Source organism: Acidovorax sp. Q11, assembly GCF_054950075.1.
Map to the genome: position 1 here is coordinate 44716 of NZ_JBUDZG010000011.1, position 19086 is coordinate 63801.

Genomic DNA, 19086 nt, shown 5'->3' on the forward strand with positions numbered 1-19086 from the left:
ACCGGCGTGCATACCCTTGCGGCTGGGCCAAAGAGGCTGCTTACCGGCAGCGCAGAGGGGTTGCCCTCGATTCACAGCAGAGAGAGCAGGATTTCACCATGAAGCAAATGGCACTGGGGCGCAGACAGTTTTCCGTGGGCCTGGGGGCGGCTGCGCTGGGGGGCTTCCATCTGGCCCAGGCGCAGGGCGAGGGCCGCATCGTGCTGGGCCAGTCGGCGGCCTTCACCGGCCCGGCCGCCCAGCTGGGCGTGCAGTTCAACCAGGGCGCCAAGCTGTTTTTCGACCAGCTCAACGCCCAGGGCGGTGTGGGCAAACGCATGGTCGAGATTCGCACGCTGGACGACGGCTACGAGCCCGACCGCTGCGCCGAGAACACCAGGAAGCTGATCGCCGACGATGTGTTTGCGCTGTTTGGCTACATCGGCACCCCCACCAGCCTGGCGGCGCTGCCATTGTTCACCAAGGAGAAGGTGCCGTTTTTTGGCCCCTTTACCGGTGCCGAGGCGCTGCGCCAGCCGTTCAACCGGCTCATCTTCCATGTGCGTGCCTCGTACTACGACGAAACCGCGCTCATCGTGCGCCAGCTCACCAACCTGGGGCTCAAGAAGATTGCGGTGTTCTACCAGAACGATGCCTATGGCAAGGCCGGGCTGGACGGGGTGACCCGGGCCCTCACCGAACTCAAGCTCACCCCCGTGGCCACGGCCACGGTGGAGCGCAACTCGGTGGACGTGAAGGCGGCCGTGGACAAGCTCGTGCCCGCCATGCCCGATGCCATCGTGCAGATCACGGCCTATGCCTCGGCCGCCGCGTTTGTGCGTGCGGCGCGCAAGGCGGGGTTTGGCGGCACGTTCTACAACGTGTCGTTTGTGGGCACGCAGGCTCTGGCCGACGAGCTGGGCAAGGACGGCGCCGGCGTGGTGGTGTCGCAGGTGGTGCCCTCGCCCTACCAGCCCTCGCGCCAGATCACGCGCGAGTTTCTGGAGGCCATCAAAAAAGGTGGCGACAAGGTACAGGCCAACTACTCCAGCATGGAGGGCTACGTGGCCGCCCGCGTGTTCACCGAGGGCCTGCGCCAGGCCCAGGCCAGCGGCAAGATCACGCGCGAGAGCTTCATCACCGGCACCGAGTCCATCGGCAGCCAGGTGATCTCGGGCTTTCCGGTGTCGTTCAGCTCCACCAGCCACGCGGCGTCGAAGTTTGTGGAAATGTCGATGCTGACCGGGGACGGCCGGGTGCGGACGTAGCCCCCTGCGCCGCTTCGCGTCTTCCCCCTCAGGGGGACGCCACCGGTGGCCTGGCAAAGCCAGTTCCACGGTAGCGCTGATCGGGGCCGCGCCCAGAGCAGTCCTCGCGCGCCTTGCGTGGCCCTGACCCGCTTGCCGCGCGTCAGCCGAACGACTTGGTGCGCGCCAGCCCCTGCATGAACGCCTCGCAGCGCGCGAGCTGCTCCAGGCTCACATATTCATCCGGCTGGTGGGCTTGCTGAATGCTGCCGGGGCCACACACCACGGTGGAGATGCCCGCGTTCTTGAACAGCCCCGCCTCGGTGCCAAAGGCCACCAGGGTGGTACTTTTTTCGCCGCTCAGCTCCTGCGCCAGGCGCGTGACCGGGTCGTCCTTGCTGCCCAAGAAGCTCGGAATCTCGCAGATGGTCTCGAACTCGAAGCCCGCTGCGGGCGCCACCCTCTTCATCGCGGGCTCCAGCGACTTGGCGTAGGCCACCACGTCGGACTGCATCTGCGCGGCGTTGGCCGTGGGCAGGTCGCGGAATTCGTAGCGAAATTCTGCGTCGCGCGGTACCACGTTGTCGGCAATGCCGCCGTGGAACTGGCCCACGCTGCTGGTCGAAAACGGCACGTCGAAGCCTTCAAAGCGGGGCTCGTTCTTTTCAAAGTCTTCCGCCATGTCGCGCACCCGGCCCACCACGCGCGCGGCCATCTCGATGGCATTGACCGAGTGGGGCGTGAGCGAGGAATGCGCCTCTTTTCCGCGCACGCAGCATTTGTAGCGGTACACCCCCTTGTGCGCGATGGCGGGCACCATGCTGGTGGGCTCGCCCACGATGCAGGCCAGGGGTTGGATGTTCGCGTCACGCAGGTCGGCGATCAGCTCCTTGACGCCAAAGCAGCCGATCTCTTCCTCGTAGCTGAACGCCAGGTGGATGGCAAATGGCGCATCGCTGTGCAGGAATTGCTCGGCGTGCGAGACCGCAATGCCGATGAAGGCCTTCATGTCGGCGCTGCCGCGCCCGTAGAGTCGGCCGTCTTTCACCAGTGCGCTCAACGGGTCCATGGTCCAGTCCTGGCCGTCCCAGGGCACGGTGTCGGTATGGCCCGAGAGGATGACCCCTGCGGGCTTGCCCTCGCCCAGCGTGGCGAACAGGTTGGCCTTGGTCTTGTCTTCGTTGAAGGTGAGGCGGCTTTTCACCCCCAGCTTGGCCAGGTGGTCGCGGATGAAATGAATCAGCTCCAGGTTGGAGTGGTGGCTGACAGTGTTTATGCGCACCAGGGTTTGCGCGAGTTCGAGGGCGTGCGGGGAGAGTGTCATGTTGCAGTGCAAATAAACCCGGGGTGGCGCAAGGGGCGGCCAGCGGGCTAGACTGTGAGACCGTAAGGACACATATCATGAACGTTATTGACTCCATCGTCACCCAGGCGGCCAGTATTGCAGCGGTGCGCCGGGACATTCACGCCCACCCCGAGCTGTGCTTTGAAGAGGTGCGCACCGCCGATGTGGTGGCGGGCAAGCTCACCGAATGGGGCATTCCCATCCACCGCGGCATGGGCACCACGGGCGTGGTGGGCATCGTGAAGGGGCGCGATGGGGGCGCCAATGGCCGTGCGATTGGCCTGCGCGCCGACATGGACGCACTGCCCATGCAGGAGTTCAACACCTTCACCCATGCCAGCAAACACCAGGGCAAGATGCACGCCTGCGGCCATGACGGCCATGTGGCCATGCTGCTCGCAGCCGCGCAGCACTTTGCCAAGCACCGCAACTTTGACGGCACCGTGTACCTGATCTTCCAGCCCGCCGAAGAAGGCGGCGGTGGTGCGCGCGAGATGATCAAGGACGGCCTGTTCGAGCAGTTCCCCATGGAGGCCGTGTACGGCATGCACAACTGGCCCGGCATGCCCGTGGGCCAGTTCGCCGTGAGCCCCGGCCCGGTGATGGCGTCGAGCAACGAGTTCAAGATCACCATCCGGGGCAAGGGCAGCCATGCCGCGCTGCCGCACAACGGCATCGACCCGGTGCCGATTGCCTGCCAGATGGTGCAAGCCTTCCAGACCATCATCACCCGCAACAAGAAGCCGGTGGACGCGGGCGTGATTTCGGTCACCATGATCCACGCGGGCGAGGCCACCAACGTGGTGCCCGACAGCTGCGAGCTGCAGGGCACGGTGCGCACCTTCACGCTGGAGGTGCTGGACCTGATCGAAAAGCGCATGCAGCAGATTGCCGAACACACCTGCGCCGCGCATGACGCCGTGTGCGAATTCGAGTTCGTGCGCAACTACCCGCCCACCGTCAACTCGGCCCCTGAGGCCGAGTTTGCGCGTGAGGTCATGGCCAGCATCGTGGGCGAGTCCAACGTGCTGGCGCAGGAGCCCACCATGGGCGCCGAAGACTTCGCCTTCATGCTGCAGGCCAAGCCCGGTGCTTACTGCTTCATCGCCAACGGCGACGGCGCACACCGCGAGATGGGCCATGGCGGCGGCCCCTGCACGCTGCACAACCCCAGCTACGACTTCAACGACGACCTGATCCCGCTGGGCGCGACCTACTGGGTCAAGCTGGCCGAAGCCTGGCTGGCACAGCCCGCCAAGGCGGCCTGATACCCCTCGATACCCGTCGATCTCCCTCCACCCGGGCGCACGCAACGCGCGTGCCCGGGTTCTCTTTGTCTTTCCCACTGACCCCTGAAAGCCACGTCCATGATCGGAATCGTTGAAGCCTTCTCGCCCAGCTACGCCGAGGCGCGCAAGAAGTTTCTGGAGGCCGCTGCAGCCGCCGGCCTGCCCATCGAATCGCACGCCCACCCGCTCAAGGGCCGTGACGGTGAAGACCTGGCAATGGACGTGGTGCGCGACGGCCCGGTGGATGCAAAAAAGCTGCTCGTTGTGAGCAGCGCCTGCCATGGCGCCGAAGGCTACTGCGGCAGCGGCGTGCAGGTGTTTGCACTGCACGACCAGGAGTGGCGCGACAAGGCGCATGCGGCGGGCGTGGCCACGCTCTACATCCATGCGCTCAACCCCTACGGCTTCTCGCATGTGCGCCGCTTCACGCACGAGAACGTGGACCTGAACCGCAACTTCCAGGACTTCAGCAAGCCCCTGCCTTTGAACACTGCCTACCGCGAGGTGCAGCCCCTGCTGCTGCCCGAGCAGTGGCCGCCCGGCCCCGACAACCTGGCCGCTGTGCAGCAGTACATCGACACCAAGGGCGAGGCCGCCTGGCAGGCCGCCATCTCGCAGGGCCAGCACGAGTTTCCGCAAGGCATCTTCTTTGGCGGCACCGAGCCCACCTGGAGCAACCGCACCCTGCGCCAGGTGCTGCGCCAGCACGGTGCGGCTGCTTCGCACGTGGCCTGGATCGATCTGCACACGGGCCTGGGGCCCAGCGGCCATGGCGAACGCATCTATGCGGGCAATGACAACGATGTGGCCGTGGCCCGAGCGCGCGCCTGGTGGGACGGCGGCGGCGCCACGCCAGTCACGTCGATCTACGACGGCTCGTCCACCTCGGCCTTCCTCACCGGGCTGATGTGGACCGCCATCTACGACGAATGCCCCCATGCCGAATACACCGGCATTGCCATGGAGTACGGCACCGTGCCCGTGTTCGACGTGATGAACGCCATCCGCGCGGAGCAATGGCTCAACCTGCACCCCGGCGCGCCCGCCGAGCAGCATGCGCAGATCAAGGCCCAGATGCTCGCCGCCTTCTACACCGACACCGATGTGTGGAAGGGCCAGATCGTGAGCCAGGCGCGGCAGTCGATGTTCCAGGCGGTGGATGGCCTGGCCGGTTGAATGACTGCGGAATGGGCGTAAAAATGGCCTTCTCCGCGCTTCTGCAAAGGGTTTTTTGCTCCTAAAAGTATAGTAATTGTCTTCTGGGCAGCACATGCTGGGGTGGCGGTTGGGCGGTGCCCCGGTGGCGGCTACCATCGCCCAAAAAACCAGGAGACACCATGGCCCTTGCATTCCACGCCGCCACCGGCCTCAGCGCCCCCCGGGCGGCCTCCAAGCGCGCTAGCCCATGAGCCCGCGCACCGCCCTGCAGGTACCGCCTGCCGACCCGCTGCGTGCGCTCAGCCGCAGCCTGCTCCTGCTTTCCGAACAGGCCCAGCAGGCACCACCACAAGACCTGCTGCACCAGGCGCTGCAAACGCTGCGCAGCCTGGTGCCTTTTGATTCGGCCTGGTGGGGTGAGGTGTCGGCGGGTGGTTCGAAGGGCGGCGCTGCGGATGGCGCGAGTGCGCAGGCCGCGCCGCGCAACTGGCTGCACGGCAGCATCGGCCTGGCCCGGGGTTTTGCCGACGAATGGAATGCCCTGGCGGCGGTGGATGACTTTGCGCAGCAGTCCATGCGCCGGTTGGGCGAGGTGATCCGCGAGCGCGACGTGGTGGGTGCGTTGCCCGAAGACCCGCAGGTAATGGCCTTCGCCGAGCGCCATGGCCTGTACCACTGCATGGCCCTCACGGCCGAGCTGCCACACAGCGGGTTGATGTTCTTTGTCTCGGTCTACCGCCCGCAGACACGCACCGAATTCACCGATGCCGAAACCGTGCTGTTCGGCGAGTTTGTGGTGCACCTGATGCAGCACTGGCACCACCGGTTGCAGCGGCTGCAGAACGATTCACCCCGCCGCCCCTGGGACAGCTTTGCGCTCGCCCAGCCCACGGGAGAGCTGCTGTTTGCAGGCCTGCGCATCAGCCAGGCGTTGCAAGTGGCCTGCCCGGAATGGGCCGGCACCCGCCTGCCCCCGGCCGTGGTGCAGGCTCTGCCGGGTGCGCCCTGCAACCTGGTGCTGGGCAAGGCCTGCCGCCTGCGGTTGGAGCCCTGCGGCCCGCTGGTGGCGCTCAGCATTGCCTCGCGCCAGCACAAGCAGGTGCTGGCCCCGCGCGAGCTGAGTGTGGCCATGCTCTACGCCCAGGGGCAATCGCACAAGAACATTGCCGCCACGCTGGGCCTCACACCCGCCACGGTGCGCACTTATCTGCGCACCGCCTATGCAGCGCTGGGCGTGCGCAACAAGCTGGAGCTGGTGGCGGCGCTGCGCAACGCGTAGGGCGGTGGCCCGCCGCTGTGCGGGCTCGGTAGTTTCCCGCTCCCTCTGCATTTGCAGAGGCCGCAGCGGCAACTTCTTTTTCTATCGTCCGCACCGGAGTCCCAGAGACTGCGGTGGCGCTGCCGCCACAAGCTGGGCTCCTGAGAAAAACACACCACAGGAGACTTTCCGCATGTTCCCGAACCCCACCCGCGCCGCCGTGGCGCCGACCGATCGCGCCGCGCACCCCACCGGGCGATGGGCCACCCGCACCCTGAGTGGCCTGGGCACCATCGCCGCCCTCGCGCTGACCGCATGCGGCGGCGGCAACGATGCCCCCGCACCCCTGGCCAGCAAGCCGCTGGCCGAGGCCTGCGCCGCCTACACCTCGGCCACCTTGCCCCATGGCGCAAAGGTCGCGCGCACCGAGCTGCGCAAGGCCGAAGGCACTCTGCCCGATGTGTGCATCGTGCGCGGGCAGATCGTCTCGTCGCCCGGGTCCACCATCCAGTGGGCGGTGGAGCTGCCGACGATGGCGCAGTGGAACGGCAAGACCCTGACCATTGGTGGCGGCGGGCTCGATGGCTTTATTCCCACCGACGACCCTTGGTACCAGCAGCTCGTCGGGCCCTCGGCCAACCCGTACGTCAAGATCAGCTCCGACTCCGGCCACCAGAGCCGGGGTTTCGAGTGGGCCAAGGACGATGTGGCGCTGCGCAACCACGCATTCGATGCCAACCACTTCGTGCTGGAGGTGGGGACGGCGATTGCCACCGAGTTCTACGGCAAGCGCCCCGTGCGGCGCTACCACATGGGTCATTCCAACGGCGGGCGCTCGGGCCTCATCTCCACGCAAAAATACCCGCAGGACTATGACGGCGTGGTGGCCATGGAGCCCGCCATCAGCCAGCAGGCGCACCAGGTCAACCTGGGCCCCAACGTGATCCAGCACATCTTCAAGAACCGCGAAAACTGGCTCAGTCCCGCCAAGGTGGCTTTGTATGCCAAGGCCGAGACGGCTGCGTGTGACGGGCTCGACGGCCTGAAGGACGGCATCATCGGCAACGCCCTGGCCTGCAACTATGTGCCCACCGACCTGCTGTGCAAAGGCGTCGACAGCGACACCTGTCTGACCGCAGGCCAGATCGAGACCATCCGCAGCATCTACAGCGACCACAAGACGCCCGTGACCCTCTCGCGCGGCGCCGTGGGCTACCCGCGCTTTGGCCGGGGCGGCGCGGCCACGTCCGACTGGGAGTCGTACATGTTCGGCCCGAGCTTCGAGGCGCGCGAGTCCTTCAACCACATGGCGGTGACAGAGGCGGCGCGCGTGGTCGAAGGCAACCCCACGGCCGACATCCTGCGCCACGACCCCACGCAATACGCCGCGCAGTACCTGCGCCTGGCGCAGATGATCGACGGCACCGACCCCGACATCTCGGCCTTTGCCGACAAGGGCGGCAAGCTGCTGATCTGGTACGGCCTGTCGGACACCTGCGTGTCGCTGTACCGCACGGCCGAATACCTTGATTCGGTGAAGCTGCGCCTGGGCGCGAGCAAGGTGCAGGGCTTTGCGCGCATGCTCACCTCGCCCTCGGTGGGCCACAACCTGGATGGCCCTGGCACCGACCCGCTGTCGATGGATCTGCTGGCCGCGCTGGACGCCTGGGTGGAAAAAGGCAATGCGCCCGACAAGCTGGTGGCCACCCAGTTTGCGCCCGGCACCCGCACGCCCACGGCCCAGCGCCCGGTGTGCGAGTTTCCGAAGTTCCCGCGCTACAACGGCACGGGTGACGCGAGCAAGGCGGAGAGCTTTGCCTGTTCGGCGGCCTGAGCTTCGCGCGTCGGCAGGGGCCCACCAGCGGTGCGAGCCCCTGCAGTTGCGGTTTTCAGGATGCCAGTGCCCGCATCTCCGCGATCAGGTCCGACTTGCCCTCGAAGCCGATGCCCGGCAGCGGCGGCAGTGTGACGTAGCCGTTGTCCACCTTCACGCCGTCGGGGAAGCCGCCGTAGGGCTGGAACAGGTCAGGGTAGCTCTCGTTGCCGCCTAGGCCCAGGCCCGCGGCAATCGCCAGCGACATCTGGTGGCCGCCGTGCGGGATGCAGCGGCTGGGGGACCAGCCGTGCTCCTTGAGCATGTCGAGCGTGCGCAGGTACTCCACCAGGCCGTAGCTCAGTGCGCAGTCGAACTGCAGCCAGTCGCGGTCCTTGTGCATGCCGCCGTGGCGGATCAGGTTGCGCGCGTCCTGCATCGAGAACAGGTTCTCGCCCGTGGCCATCGGGCCCTTGTAGACCTCGCCCAGCTTGGCCTGCAGCTCGTAGTCCAGCGGGTCGCCAGCTTCCTCGTACCAGAACAGCGGGTACTGCGAGAGCGCCTTGCCATAGGCAATGGCCGTGGGCAGGTCGAAACGGCCGTTGGCGTCCACCGCCAGCTGCTGGCCCGGGCCGAGGATCTTGAGCACCGATTCGATGCGCTCGCAGTCCTCGGCCAGCGAGGCCCCGCCGATCTTCATCTTGACCACCGAGTAGCCGCGCGCCAGGTAGCTTTCCATTTCGCGCTGCAGTGCTTCGAGCCCCTTGCCGGGGTAGTAGTAGCCACCGGCCGCGTAGACGAATACGCGCGGGTTGGGCGTGCCGTTGCCGTAGCGCTCGGCCAGCAACTGGTACAGCGGCTTGCCTGCAATCTTGGCCGTGGCGTCCCACACGGCCATGTCGATGGTGCCCACAGCCACCGAACGCTCGCCGTGGCCGCCGGGCTTCTCGTTGATCATCATCTGCGCCCAGACCTTGTGCGGGTCGATGTTCTCGCCGGTGGCGTCGAGCAGGCTGGCGGGCTCGGCCTCCAGCACACGCGGGATGAAGCGGTCGCGCATCAGCGCGCCCTGGCCATAGCGGCCGTTGGAGTTGAAGCCGTAGCCGATCACCGGCTTGCCGTCGCGGATCACGTCGGTGACCACGGCCACCAGGCTGAGCGTCATCTTCGAGAAGTCGATGTAGGCGTTGCGGATGTCCGACTTGATGGGACGGGTCGATTCGAGGATGTTGACGATCTTCATGGTGGTCGTGGTGGTGGATGAAACAAAAAAGAACGGAGTCGAAGCGATCAGCGGGCGAGCGACGAGCCCCCGCAGATCGCGATGTCCTGCCCCGTGATGGCGGCGGCAGGGTCGGAAAGAAGAAAGCCCACCAGCGCGGCGATCTCGGCCGGCTCGATCAGCCGGCCGATGGGCGGCAGGCGCGGCGCACTCCCGGCGCGCGCCGGGTCGTTCAACATGCCGGTGGCCGTAGCCGCGGGGGAGACCACGTTCACCGTCACGCCCTGCGCGGCCACCTCGGCCGCCCAACTGCGCGCCAGCGCGATCAGCGCGGCCTTGGTCGCGGCGTACTGCCCGCGCCCGGCCATGCCCTGCGCCACGCGGCTGCCGATGAACACCACGCGCCCCCGGCCGCGCCTTGCCATCGCGGGCACGATGGCATCGGCCAGACGGGTGGCGGCATCCACATGCAGGCGCCACATCAGTTCGCCGCCCGCATGATCGAGCTGACCCAGCGGCCCCACGCGCAGCACGCCGGCCGCATGGACCAGCGCGTCTACTTCAGGCAGTGTGGCGGCCACGCGGGCGATGTCGGCGCCATCGGCCAGGTTGACGGGCGTGTGGGTGAACGACGGATGGACGACCGTCGCCTGGGCCACGTCAAGGCCTGTCACGCGCCAGCCGTCTGCTAGCAGCGATTCGGCGATGCTGCGGCCTATGCCGCTGCTGGCGCCGGTGACGAGGGCGTGGCGGGTGTTACTCGACACGGATGTTCCCTTCGGTCACGATTTTTTGCGACCGCTCCATGTCGCTACGCTGGAACTTGGCGAAGTCCTCGATGCTGCCCGGCGTGGTGAGCAGCCCCTGCTCGCGCAGCTTGGGCGTCATTTCGGCCAGTGCCTTGTTCACCTCGGTGTTCAGCCGTTGGGTGATGTCGGCCGGCAGCTTGGCCGGGCCCCACAGGCCATACCAGCTGTAGAACTCGTAGCCCGGAATCGTCTCGCCCACCGTGGGCACGTCGGGCAGGCTGGCTGCGCGCTGCGCGGAGGTGACGGCCACCACGCGCAGCATGCCGCTCTTGTGGTACTGCAGCGAGCCGAGGATGGGGTCGATGAAGCCGTCGATCTGCCCGCCGATCAGGTCCTGGAACGCAGGCGCCGTGCCCTTGTAGGGCACGATCAGGTAGTCGAGCTGGCCGGCGCGTTTGAGCAGCTCGGTCGACAGGTGCCCGGCCGATCCGATGGAGCCCACGGCAAAGGTCATCTTGCCGGGGTTGGCCTTGGCATAGGCCATCAGCGACTTGATATCGGTGACCGGCAGGTTCTTGTTGATGGCCACCGACAGCGGCGCCTTGGCCACCAGCGCCACGGGCGTGAAGTCCTTGACCACGCCGTAGGGCACGGACTTCATGGTCATGGGCGCGGTGGTGAAGGTGGACGCGTTGAACAGCAGCGTGTAGCCGTCGGCCGGCGCCTTGGCCACCACGTCTCCGCCGATCACGCCGTTGCCGCCGGGCTTGTTCTCGACGATGAAGTTCTGGCCCATCTGTTCGCCCAGCTTTTGCGCCAGCTGGCGGCCCACGGTGTCGAGCGTGCCGCCGGGCGGGAAGGGGATGACCACCCGCACCGGCTTGGTGGGGTAGGCCTGCGCAAAGCTGCTGACTGCCATGGCAAGCGCGGCGGTGCCCAGGGCTGTGCGCAGGGTGATGCTGAGAAATTGATTGCGTCGCATGGTGTCTTGTCTCCGGTCTTTTTGTTCGAGAACTACCAACGCGGGGGACTCAAAATCCCCCGCCCACATCCATCACTCAGCGCTTGAGCAAACCCGCCTGCTTCACTCCAGCGCGCAGGGCTTCGACTTCCTTCGCGTTGGGCGCCTCGGTCGGTGGGCGCACGGTGGCGTCGTCCAGCACGCCGGCCAGGTACATGCCGCCCTTCATGCGGGCGTGGGCTTCGCCGGTGGGCTCGCCGCCGCCGTACACGGCATCCTTCAGCGGCGTGATGACGGCCTGCACGGCCATGGCCTTCTTCAAATCACCGGCCTTCACGGCGTTCCACAAATCGATGATGAGCTGCGGGATGAAGGTGGCAAAGCCCACCAGCGCGCCGTCCACGCCCTGCACCATCGAGGCCAGCAGGTACTCGTCGTGGCAGGTCAGGATGGCCTTGGACGCATCGGCCTCGCGGATCGCCTGGATGTCGCGGGCGTACTTGTTCATGTCGCGCTGGCCCACCTTGAAGGCCTGCAGATAGGGCAGCCGGGCCAGGTCGGCCAGCAGCTGCGACGAGTACGAGGCGCGCGTCCAGGCGGGGTAGACGTGGCAGACCAGGTCGGCGCTGGGCGCGGCCTGGTGGATGGCCTCGAAGTACTGCAGCGCATGGCCGGGCGTGAAGCCAAAGCGCAGCCAGTGGTGCGGGGGCATCACGTCGAGCGCCACGGCGCCTGCCTCGACGGCGGCGCGGGCATGGTCGGCCGCATCCTTCTGGCCTTCGCAGACGATGGAGGAGATCACAGGGCAGCGCCCCTTGAGCTCGTCGGCCACGATGCGGGTGACTTCGGCGCGCTCGGCCGGCGTCAGCGAAAAGACTTCGCCCGTGTGGCCGTTGGTCATGATGGCGACCACGCCTTCGTGGCCCGCCAGCCAGGCCGCGAGCTTGCGCAGCGCGGGCTCGTCGATGCGGTGGTCGGGGGTAAAGGGGCACGAGATGGCGGGGATGATCCCGCGATAATTCGAGATGGCAGGCATGCTTTTTTGTCTCCGTGTTGGATGCTGGTGAACGACGGGGTGGATCATTTCCCACCCCGTGCCCGCGGTCCAATACTTCAATCGCATACAACTATCGCAAGGCGGGAACGCACCCATGGGCCCTGGCAACCGACCGCTGGATCTGGAGTTGCTGGAGGACTTTCTGGCCCTGGCCGAGACCGGCAATTTCTCGCGCGCGGCCGAGGCGCGCTCCATCGCCCAGCCCGCGTTCAGCCGCCACATCCGGGCGCTGGAGGACTGGGTCGGCGTCGAGCTGTTCGACCGCAGCGCGCACCCCGCGGCGCTCACGCCGGCCGGCCAGCGGTTTTTGCCGTTGCTCGAGGCCATCCTGGCCAACCTGGAGGCCGCCCGCATCAAGGCCCGCGCCGCGCACGACGTGGCCGCCGCCAGCCTGCGGTTTGCGGCCACGCACGTGCTGTCGCTCACCTTCTTTCCGCGCTGGCTGGTGGGCATCGAAACCCGGCTGCAGATGGGCCCCATCCAGACCATGTCCGACAGCTCGCATGCCTGCGAGGACCTGATGCTGCAGCGCCGCGTGCAGTTCGTGCTGTGCCACGGCCACCCGGACGTGCCGGGCCGGCTGGACGAGGCGCAGTACCCGGTGCTGCGCCTGTCGGACGATGTGCTGCTGCCGGTGAGCGCGCCCGCCCCGGCGTCGCCCGGCCAGCCGTTGCACGCCATCGTGCAGCAGGACGCGGTGCCCGTGCTGACCTACAGCGAGGCTTCGGGCCTGGGCCGCATCATGCGGTCGCGCATGCGCCACTTGTTCAGCGAAGGGCCGGACGCCGCCATGCCGCAGGGCGTGTCGGTGGTGTTCACTGCCCACCATGCAGTACTGCTCAAGACCATGGCGCTCGAAGGCCGTGGCGTGGCCTGGCTGCCCGAGAGCCTGATCGCCGAAGAGCTTCGGGCCGGCACCCTGGTCGCTGCGGGCGACAGCGACTGGAGCCTGCCGGTGCAGATCCGCCTGTACCGCCAGCGCGCCGAGATGTCGCCCATGGCCGAGGCGGTGTGGGAGCTGTCCGCGTCGCTGGTTGCGCAGTAGGTGCCGCGACGCCAATGTGCGTCAGGTGGGCTGCGCGTACTGCGCCAGGCCGTGGCCGAAGGACCAGTTCTCCTTGGCCACCTCGACGATGTTGATGAACACGTCCTCGGGCCGCAGGCCCGGGCTCTCGCCCAGCAGCTGCGCGGTGCGCGCAAACAGCGCCTTTTTCTGCTCCAGGCCGCGCGTGTTGTTGGCGGTGATCTGGATGAACACCACGTCGTCGCTGCGTGCCACGCCCAGGTAGGTGGGGCTGTAGCGGAAGTTCGCGGCCTCGTGCTCGGTGATGGTCATGAACTGATCGTCCTCGGGCACGTTGAAGGTCTCGCGCATGGCGCGGTACAGCGTGTCGAAAATGGCCTGGCGGTAGGCCTCGGGCTTTCCGGCGCGCATGGCGATGTGGATCAAGGGCATGACAGGGTCCTTTTTTAAAAGACAAAAAAGAAGAAGCTGGCGAAATCCTATCCATATGAATATGCTATGGATATCTATTTCAGAAATATCAAATTTAAATGGTTGAGCGATCCCTGGATCTGGATGCCGTCGAGGCCTTTGTGCGCATTGCCGAGCTGGGCAGCTTCACGCGCGCAGCCGAGGCCATGGGCACGGCGCAGGCGGCGATGAGCCTCAAGCTGCAGCGGCTGGAGGCCCGCCTGGGCTGCCGGCTCATTGAGCGCACGCCGCGGCACGTGCAGCTGTCGGCCCGGGGCGCGGCCTTTCTGGGGCATGCCCGCGAACTCCTGGCCGTGCACGACCGCGCCCTTGCCACGTTCGCCCAGGCCCGCCAGCGCCTGACCATCGGCATCAGCGACCATGTGGCCGGGCCGGAGCTGCCCGCGCTGATCGCCCGCATGAACCAGCAAGACCCACAGCTGCTCATCGAGATCCGCATCGGCTCGTCGGGCGACCTGCTGCAAAGCTACGACCGGCGTGAGCTGGATGCCGTGCTGGCCCGCATGCACGTGGGCCGCAGCGATGGCGAACTGCTGGCCGAAGAGTCCTTCGGCTGGTTCGCCGCTCCCGGCTGGCAGCACCGTGCGGGCGAGCCCCTGTCCCTGGCCACGCTGGCCGAGCCCTGCGGTGTGCGGGCGATGGCGGGGCAGGCGCTGGACGCTGCGGGCATGGCCTGGGCCGAGGTGTTTGTGGGTGGAGGCGTTGCTGCTGTGGCGGCGGCCGTGATGGCCGGGCTGGGCGTGGCGGCGCTAGCGCCGCGCATGCTGCCGCTGGGGGCGGTAGATGTGGGTGCTCGCCTGGGGCTGCCTGCGCTGCCGCGCCTGCCGGTGCTGCTGCACACACGCACCCAGGATGGCCGCCCGCGCGATGCGCTGACAGCGCTGTCGGCGGCTTTTCGCAGTGCGGTACGAGGGTAGTCCACCGAACCCGAGAAATGGGCGGCGAACCGAGGGGCGCAGTCGCGTTTTTTCCGGCGTTCGAAGTGTTCGGCGAATTGGCGCGGCAGGCGATGCCAGCGCGTGCACATCCCTGCCGTGGCGTCCCGCTCACTCGCCCCAGGGCAGCATCAGCGTGAGCAGCGACAGCTGGTCAAACTCTGGCGCAAAGGCGTCGATGATCCGCTGCGGCTCGGGGCACAGGGTGGTGTCGGTGATCACGCCAAACTGCACGCCGCCGCCATAGCTCAGGATGGAAACGCCCAGGCCGATGTCGCCCGATTGCGGCACCCAGAACATGCACTGTGTGACGCGCGATCCGCACAGCGTGAGCTGCTCTTTGGGGCCGGGCACGTTGGTCATCACCGCCGTGGTCTTGCGGCCAAACAGGTTGAGCAGCGCATCCTGCGCGGGTTTGATCATCAAGCCTGCCACGGCCAGCATCGCAAACGCCAGGATGGGTTGGGTGCTGCCCTTGAGCGCGTTCATGCGCTTGCGTACCTCGTACACCCGCTCGATGGGGTTGGCCACGCCGATGGGCAGCACCAGCGGCACCAGGCCGAATCGGTTGCCCAGCTTCCACGCCTCTTCCATGGGGCGCAGGTTGACGGGGATCATCGCGCGGATCTCCTGGCCCGTGGGGTCGTCCCCCTGGCTGCGCAGATAGCCGCCGATGGCGCCCGCCACACACGACAGCAGCACATCGTTGATGGAGCAGTTGAGTGCCTTGCCAATGGCCTTGACCTCTTCCAGCGGAATCGGCGGGCACCAGGCCACGCGCTTGGCGCTGCCGGGCTGGCCCTTGAGGCGCGTGGGCGAGTCGTCGGGCATCAGCGCCAATGCCGCCGCATCACTGACGAGCTGGTAGGCAACGCGCGCCATGTCCACAGTGCCTGCCAAACCGTTGTGCATGGCTTTTTCGGGGTCGCCCAGCATCTGCAGCGACTTGGCCGCGCTGTCGCCCGCCAGGTCCAGCGCCTTCACGGTGAGGCCGGTGAAGGGTTTGATGAGCGCGTCGGCAATCCAGTCCTCGGCGGTTGCGCCGTCTTTGTCGGCACGGGGTTTGCGCTTGGGGGGCTCGGAGCCGCCATCGACCAGCGACATGGTGACCGAGATCAGCGCGATGCCGTCGGCAATGCAGTGGTGGATGCGCACGATGAGCGCACTGCCCGGCTGGCCGTCGTCGCCCACAAAGTTTTCGATCAGGTGCATCTGCCACAGGGGGCGGCGCGCATCCAGCGGCTGCATGGACAGCTCACCCACGCGGTCCTGCAGCGCGCGCTGCATGCTCTTCTCGCCTTTTTTGACCGGGAGCTTCTCGCGCAGCACATGGGCCGCGATGTCGAAGTTGCGGTCCTCCACCCAGGTGGCGCCGGCTGCGTCTTCCACCACGCGCTGGCGAAAGCGCGGGTACTGCAGCAGGCGCTGCTGCACACGCTCGCACAGTGCATCCCAGGTGATGCCGGGCGAGAGGGTCCACACGCCGTTGATCATCATCAGGTTGCCGCTTGAATCCATGCGCAGCCAAGCGGTATCGACCTTGCTCATGCGCTCGCCCGACAGGCCCAGCATGCCGGTGGCCGCGCGGCGCACGTTCTTCTGAACCACGGTGGCGGCTTTGCGGGCTGCGGGGGGCAAGGCCTGGGCTGCCTTGCGCGCCACCTCAGGGGCTTGGTCGCGCATCGTGCGCAAGGGGTTCTGGCCATTGCCGGGCGCGGCTTTGCTGGGTGCAGGAATACGGGTCACCATCAGATGTACACCTATTGTTTGATTTTTGGGGGCTTGCCTCTATGGATTGAGCGGCCCCGGGCCGTGCTCAGCCCGTAAGATACAACGCAGCAAACCCTTGCCGATACCGTTTTTTCCCTCCCCCCAAAACATTCCCAGGAGCACACTGACATGGCCGACCTCAACGCCACCTTCGAAGCCGCTGTGGCCAATTCCAAGAACCTGAGCGAGCGTCCCGACAACGCCACGCTGCTCAAGATCTACGCCCTGTACAAGCAAGCCACCGCTGGCGACAACAGCGAGAAGAAGCCCAGCTTCTCCGACATGGTGGGCCGGGCCAAGTGGGACGCCTGGGAAAAGCTCAAGGGCACGGGCGCCGATGACGCCAAGCAGCAGTATGTGGACCTGATCACGTCGCTGAGCTGATACGGCGCTCCTTCCAAAGAAAAAGGCGACCTCGGTCGCCTTTTTCTTTGGCTGCCCCGGGGCTATGCCTTGGTCCATCCCTTGGGTAGTCCCGCCTCCGGTGTCATGCCATAGACCGGTTCGCCCGGCAGCCCCGTCTGCAGTGGCGCGCGTGCAGCCATGAGCAGGTCCAGGTCCACTCCTGTGGCAATCCCCATGGCCTCGAACATGAATACCAGGTCTTCCGTCACCACATTGCCTGAGGCGCCCGGCGCATAGGGGCAGCCGCCCAGCCCGCCCAGTGAGGCATCAAAGGTTCGCACCCCCACGCCGTAGGCCGCCAGGCAATTGGCCAGGCCCAGGCCCCGGGTGTTGTGCATGTGAGCGGCCCCGGCCTTGGCACCCAGCTCGGCGCGCAGGCGTGTGAACAGGCGGCGCACCTGCGCCGGGTTGGCCATGCCGGTGGTGTCGGACAGGCCCACCTCGTCGGCCCCGGCCTCGGCGCACAGGCCTGCGAGCCAGATCACATCGTCCTCGGGCACCATGCCCTGCAGCGTGCAGCCAAAGGCGGTGGACAGTCCCACCTCCACCAGCACGCCGGGCGCCTGCGCGTCGCGCAGTTGTGCCACGGCGCGCACCTCTTCGACCATGGCCTCGCGTGTCTTGCGCACATTGGCCAGCGAATGGGCGGCACTGGCTGATACCGGCAGCGTGACCTTGTGCACCCCGGCCGCGAGGGCCGCCTCGGCCCCGTGCAGGTTGGGCGCCAGCGCCATCACGGTGATGCCGGGGTGGGTGAGTGCGTGGCGCACCACCTCGGCCACGTCGGCCATCTGGGGCAGCAGGCGTGCGGGCACGAACGAGCCCACTTCGATCTCGCGCAGCCCGGCACTTACCAGAGCGTCGATCCAGCGCAGCTTGTCTGCCGTGGGCATGGTGGCTTTCACGGACTGCAGGCCGTCGCGTGGGCCGACTTCGCTGATGAGTATTTCGGGGAGCGTCATGGTGCTGGGCGGATGAACGCGCCGAGGATAGCGCGGTGGTGTGGCTGGAGGGGTTGGGGGTTTTGAACAAAGTGGCAATTTGGGCTGCCATACCGGCAAACGGGTCTGCAATTAGCGGCAGTTTGGGCGATTCCTATTGTTTTTGCGCTCCGGGACACTGCTTTGAGCTGCATCCATTCCTATCCGGAGACACACACCATGGCTTCTCGCAACCACTTTTCCACCCTGTACCTCAGCGCCCCTGATGTGATTGCCTTGGTGCAGCGCAAAGGCGTCGAGGCCTGCCTGCGCGGCATTGCCGACTACATCCAGGCCGACTTTCTGCGCTGGGGCTCGTTCGACAAATCAGCACGGGTGGCCAGCCACTCGCGCGATGGGGTGATCGAACTCATGCCCATTGCCGATGGCCAGACTTATGCGTTCAAGTACGTCAACGGCCACCCCAAGAACACGCGCTGGGGCCTGCCCACCGTGATGGCGTTTGGCGTGCTGGCCGATGTGGCCACGGGCGCACCGCTGCTGCTGAGCGAACTTACCCTCACCACAGCCCTGCGCACCGCTGCCATGTCGGCCGTGGCCGCCCGAGCTCTGGCGCGCCCCGGCGCGCGCACCATGGCGCTGATCGGCAACGGCGCACAAAGCGAGTTCCAGGCGCTGGCGTTTCACCACTTGCTGGGCATCACCACGCTGCGGTTGTTTGATACCGACCCGGCCGCCACCGCCAAGCTGCAGGCCAACCTGCAAGGCACGGGCCTGCGCACCGTGGCCTGCATCAACACGGCCGAGGCCGTGCGCGGTGCTGACGTTGTGACCACGGTCACGGCCGACAAGACCAGCGCCACCATCCTCACGCCCGGCATGCTGGCGCCCGGTATGCACATCAACGCCGTGGGCGGCGATTGCCCCGGCAAGACCGAGCTGCATGCCGACGTTCTGCGGCAGGCGCAGGTGTTTGTGGAATACGCGCCGCAGACGCGCATCGAAGGCGACATTCAGCAGCTGCCGACCGACTTTGCCGTGACCGAGCTGTGGGAGGTGCTGGCGGGCCAGTGCGCGGGCCGGGCCAGTGATGCGGCGGTGACGGTGTTCGACTCCGTGGGCTTTGCGCTGGAGGACTTTTCTGCGCTGCGGTTCTTGCGCGATGCCGCCACCGAGCTGGGCATGGGACAGCCCATCGAACTCATCCCCCAGCTGTCAGACCCCAAGAACCTGTTTGGTCTGTTGCAACCAACGGGCTTCGCAGCGGACACCTCCTTCGCCCCCCGGCTCAAAGCCGTCGCTTGACAAATGTGTTGGGGCTGGGCATGTTCAGCCCCGACGCAACGCCACTAGATCGGCTTCGGCGATGAGCAAGCTGTTGGGCTCTGGGTTGTGGCAAGCGAGGCCATGCCCTGCTACGTCAACATCCCAGCGCACCAGAACTCGCCTCTCGGCGTTTGGC

17 protein-coding genes are annotated in these 19086 nt (G+C 66.8%); 9 read left to right on the forward strand and 8 right to left on the reverse strand.

Annotation, left to right across the window (positions count from 1 at the left end; genetic code table 11):
• Window positions 1-98: 98 nt before the first annotated feature.
• Window positions 99-1247, forward strand: coding sequence for an ABC transporter substrate-binding protein (locus ACYZGB_RS11190; RefSeq protein WP_462388289.1), 1149 nt, complete (start codon window positions 99-101; stop codon window positions 1245-1247).
• Window positions 1248-1389: 142 nt separating this feature from the next.
• Here ACYZGB_RS11190 and argE read toward each other — a convergent pair whose 3' ends face one another.
• Window positions 1390-2550 (reverse strand): acetylornithine deacetylase, encoded by a 1161-nt coding sequence (gene argE, locus ACYZGB_RS11195; RefSeq protein ID WP_462388290.1) that lies wholly within the window; start codon window positions 2548-2550, stop codon window positions 1390-1392.
• Window positions 2551-2627: 77 nt separating this feature from the next.
• On the opposite strand from argE, the gene ACYZGB_RS11200 reads away from it, so the two are divergent.
• The 4 genes from ACYZGB_RS11200 (at window position 2628) to ACYZGB_RS11215 (ending at window position 8110) form a co-directional block, all read left to right on the forward strand.
• Window positions 2628-3839, forward strand: coding sequence for a M20 aminoacylase family protein (locus tag ACYZGB_RS11200; RefSeq protein ID WP_462388291.1), 1212 nt, complete (start codon window positions 2628-2630; stop codon window positions 3837-3839).
• Window positions 3840-3938: 99 nt separating this feature from the next.
• The gene (locus ACYZGB_RS11205; RefSeq protein WP_462388292.1) at window positions 3939-5036 is read left to right on the forward strand and encodes a M14 family metallopeptidase; all 1098 of its coding nucleotides are present in this window, start codon (window positions 3939-3941) and stop codon (window positions 5034-5036) included.
• 229 nt (window positions 5037-5265) lie between these two features.
• Complete coding sequence (locus ACYZGB_RS11210) at window positions 5266-6297, forward strand: helix-turn-helix transcriptional regulator (protein ID WP_462388293.1); 1032 nt, start codon at window positions 5266-5268, stop codon at window positions 6295-6297.
• 172 nt (window positions 6298-6469) lie between these two features.
• Complete coding sequence (locus ACYZGB_RS11215; protein ID WP_462388294.1) at window positions 6470-8110, forward strand: tannase/feruloyl esterase family alpha/beta hydrolase; 1641 nt, start codon at window positions 6470-6472, stop codon at window positions 8108-8110.
• Window positions 8111-8165: 55 nt separating this feature from the next.
• On the opposite strand, the gene ACYZGB_RS11220 is transcribed toward ACYZGB_RS11215, so the two are convergent.
• The 4 genes from ACYZGB_RS11220 to ACYZGB_RS11235 all read right to left on the reverse strand — a co-directional run bounded on the left by ACYZGB_RS11220 (window position 8166) and on the right by ACYZGB_RS11235 (window position 12057).
• Entirely contained in the window at window positions 8166-9332 is a 1167-nt protein-coding gene (locus tag ACYZGB_RS11220) for a mandelate racemase/muconate lactonizing enzyme family protein (RefSeq protein ID WP_462388295.1), read from the reverse strand.
• A 47-nt stretch (window positions 9333-9379) separates the two neighbouring features.
• The gene (locus ACYZGB_RS11225) at window positions 9380-10078 is read right to left on the reverse strand and encodes an SDR family NAD(P)-dependent oxidoreductase (protein WP_462388296.1); all 699 of its coding nucleotides are present in this window, start codon (window positions 10076-10078) and stop codon (window positions 9380-9382) included.
• The gene (locus ACYZGB_RS11230; protein WP_462388297.1) at window positions 10068-11042 is read right to left on the reverse strand and encodes a Bug family tripartite tricarboxylate transporter substrate binding protein; all 975 of its coding nucleotides are present in this window, start codon (window positions 11040-11042) and stop codon (window positions 10068-10070) included. The genes ACYZGB_RS11225 and ACYZGB_RS11230 overlap by 11 nt, the downstream gene beginning before the upstream one ends.
• A gap of 76 nt (window positions 11043-11118) precedes the next feature.
• Window positions 11119-12057 (reverse strand): dihydrodipicolinate synthase family protein, encoded by a 939-nt coding sequence (locus ACYZGB_RS11235; protein WP_462388298.1) that lies wholly within the window; start codon window positions 12055-12057, stop codon window positions 11119-11121.
• Between the two features lie 115 nt (window positions 12058-12172).
• On the opposite strand from ACYZGB_RS11235, the gene ACYZGB_RS11240 reads away from it, so the two are divergent.
• A complete protein-coding gene (locus ACYZGB_RS11240) occupies window positions 12173-13123 on the forward strand; it encodes a LysR family transcriptional regulator (protein WP_462388299.1) in 951 nt (316 codons plus the stop codon).
• 21 nt (window positions 13124-13144) lie between these two features.
• Here the strand turns inward: ACYZGB_RS11240 and ACYZGB_RS11245 are convergent, their stop codons facing one another.
• The gene (locus ACYZGB_RS11245; RefSeq protein ID WP_462388301.1) at window positions 13145-13534 is read right to left on the reverse strand and encodes a tautomerase family protein; all 390 of its coding nucleotides are present in this window, start codon (window positions 13532-13534) and stop codon (window positions 13145-13147) included.
• 98 nt (window positions 13535-13632) lie between these two features.
• Between ACYZGB_RS11245 and ACYZGB_RS11250 the strand changes: the two genes are divergently transcribed.
• Window positions 13633-14490 (forward strand): LysR family transcriptional regulator, encoded by an 858-nt coding sequence (locus tag ACYZGB_RS11250; RefSeq protein ID WP_462388303.1) that lies wholly within the window; start codon window positions 13633-13635, stop codon window positions 14488-14490.
• Between the two features lie 129 nt (window positions 14491-14619).
• Here ACYZGB_RS11250 and ACYZGB_RS11255 read toward each other — a convergent pair whose 3' ends face one another.
• Window positions 14620-16257 (reverse strand): wax ester/triacylglycerol synthase family O-acyltransferase, encoded by a 1638-nt coding sequence (locus tag ACYZGB_RS11255; protein ID WP_462388304.1) that lies wholly within the window; start codon window positions 16255-16257, stop codon window positions 14620-14622.
• Between the two features lie 150 nt (window positions 16258-16407).
• Between ACYZGB_RS11255 and ACYZGB_RS11260 the strand changes: the two genes are divergently transcribed.
• A complete protein-coding gene (locus tag ACYZGB_RS11260; RefSeq protein WP_462388305.1) occupies window positions 16408-16662 on the forward strand; it encodes an acyl-CoA-binding protein in 255 nt (84 codons plus the stop codon).
• A 62-nt stretch (window positions 16663-16724) separates the two neighbouring features.
• Here ACYZGB_RS11260 and ACYZGB_RS11265 read toward each other — a convergent pair whose 3' ends face one another.
• Window positions 16725-17645, reverse strand: a complete 921-nt coding sequence (locus tag ACYZGB_RS11265) for a hydroxymethylglutaryl-CoA lyase (protein ID WP_462388306.1) — start codon at window positions 17643-17645, stop codon at window positions 16725-16727.
• Window positions 17646-17843: 198 nt separating this feature from the next.
• Between ACYZGB_RS11265 and ACYZGB_RS11270 the strand changes: the two genes are divergently transcribed.
• The gene (locus ACYZGB_RS11270; RefSeq protein ID WP_462388307.1) at window positions 17844-18929 is read left to right on the forward strand and encodes an ornithine cyclodeaminase; all 1086 of its coding nucleotides are present in this window, start codon (window positions 17844-17846) and stop codon (window positions 18927-18929) included.
• The last annotated feature ends 157 nt before the right edge of the window (window positions 18930-19086 follow it).

Bases quoted from the DNA above. Each gene is read 5' to 3' on its own strand.
- ACYZGB_RS11190 (WP_462388289.1), top strand. From the start codon at position 99: ATGAAGCAAATGGCACTGGGGCGCAGACAGTTTTCCGTGGGCCTGGGG.
- argE (WP_462388290.1), bottom strand. From the start codon at position 2,550: ATGACACTCTCCCCGCACGCCCTCGAACTCGCGCAAACCCTGGTGCGC.
- ACYZGB_RS11200 (WP_462388291.1), top strand. From the start codon at position 2,628: ATGAACGTTATTGACTCCATCGTCACCCAGGCGGCCAGTATTGCAGCG.
- ACYZGB_RS11205 (WP_462388292.1), top strand. From the start codon at position 3,939: ATGATCGGAATCGTTGAAGCCTTCTCGCCCAGCTACGCCGAGGCGCGC.
- ACYZGB_RS11210 (WP_462388293.1), top strand. From the start codon at position 5,266: ATGAGCCCGCGCACCGCCCTGCAGGTACCGCCTGCCGACCCGCTGCGT.
- ACYZGB_RS11215 (WP_462388294.1), top strand. From the start codon at position 6,470: ATGTTCCCGAACCCCACCCGCGCCGCCGTGGCGCCGACCGATCGCGCC.
- ACYZGB_RS11220 (WP_462388295.1), bottom strand. From the start codon at position 9,332: ATGAAGATCGTCAACATCCTCGAATCGACCCGTCCCATCAAGTCGGAC.
- ACYZGB_RS11230 (WP_462388297.1), bottom strand. From the start codon at position 11,042: ATGCGACGCAATCAATTTCTCAGCATCACCCTGCGCACAGCCCTGGGC.
- ACYZGB_RS11235 (WP_462388298.1), bottom strand. From the start codon at position 12,057: ATGCCTGCCATCTCGAATTATCGCGGGATCATCCCCGCCATCTCGTGC.
- ACYZGB_RS11240 (WP_462388299.1), top strand. From the start codon at position 12,173: ATGGGCCCTGGCAACCGACCGCTGGATCTGGAGTTGCTGGAGGACTTT.
- ACYZGB_RS11245 (WP_462388301.1), bottom strand. From the start codon at position 13,534: ATGCCCTTGATCCACATCGCCATGCGCGCCGGAAAGCCCGAGGCCTAC.
- ACYZGB_RS11250 (WP_462388303.1), top strand. From the start codon at position 13,633: ATGGTTGAGCGATCCCTGGATCTGGATGCCGTCGAGGCCTTTGTGCGC.
- ACYZGB_RS11255 (WP_462388304.1), bottom strand. From the start codon at position 16,257: ATGGTGACCCGTATTCCTGCACCCAGCAAAGCCGCGCCCGGCAATGGC.
- ACYZGB_RS11260 (WP_462388305.1), top strand. From the start codon at position 16,408: ATGGCCGACCTCAACGCCACCTTCGAAGCCGCTGTGGCCAATTCCAAG.
- ACYZGB_RS11265 (WP_462388306.1), bottom strand. From the start codon at position 17,645: ATGACGCTCCCCGAAATACTCATCAGCGAAGTCGGCCCACGCGACGGC.
- ACYZGB_RS11270 (WP_462388307.1), top strand. From the start codon at position 17,844: ATGGCTTCTCGCAACCACTTTTCCACCCTGTACCTCAGCGCCCCTGAT.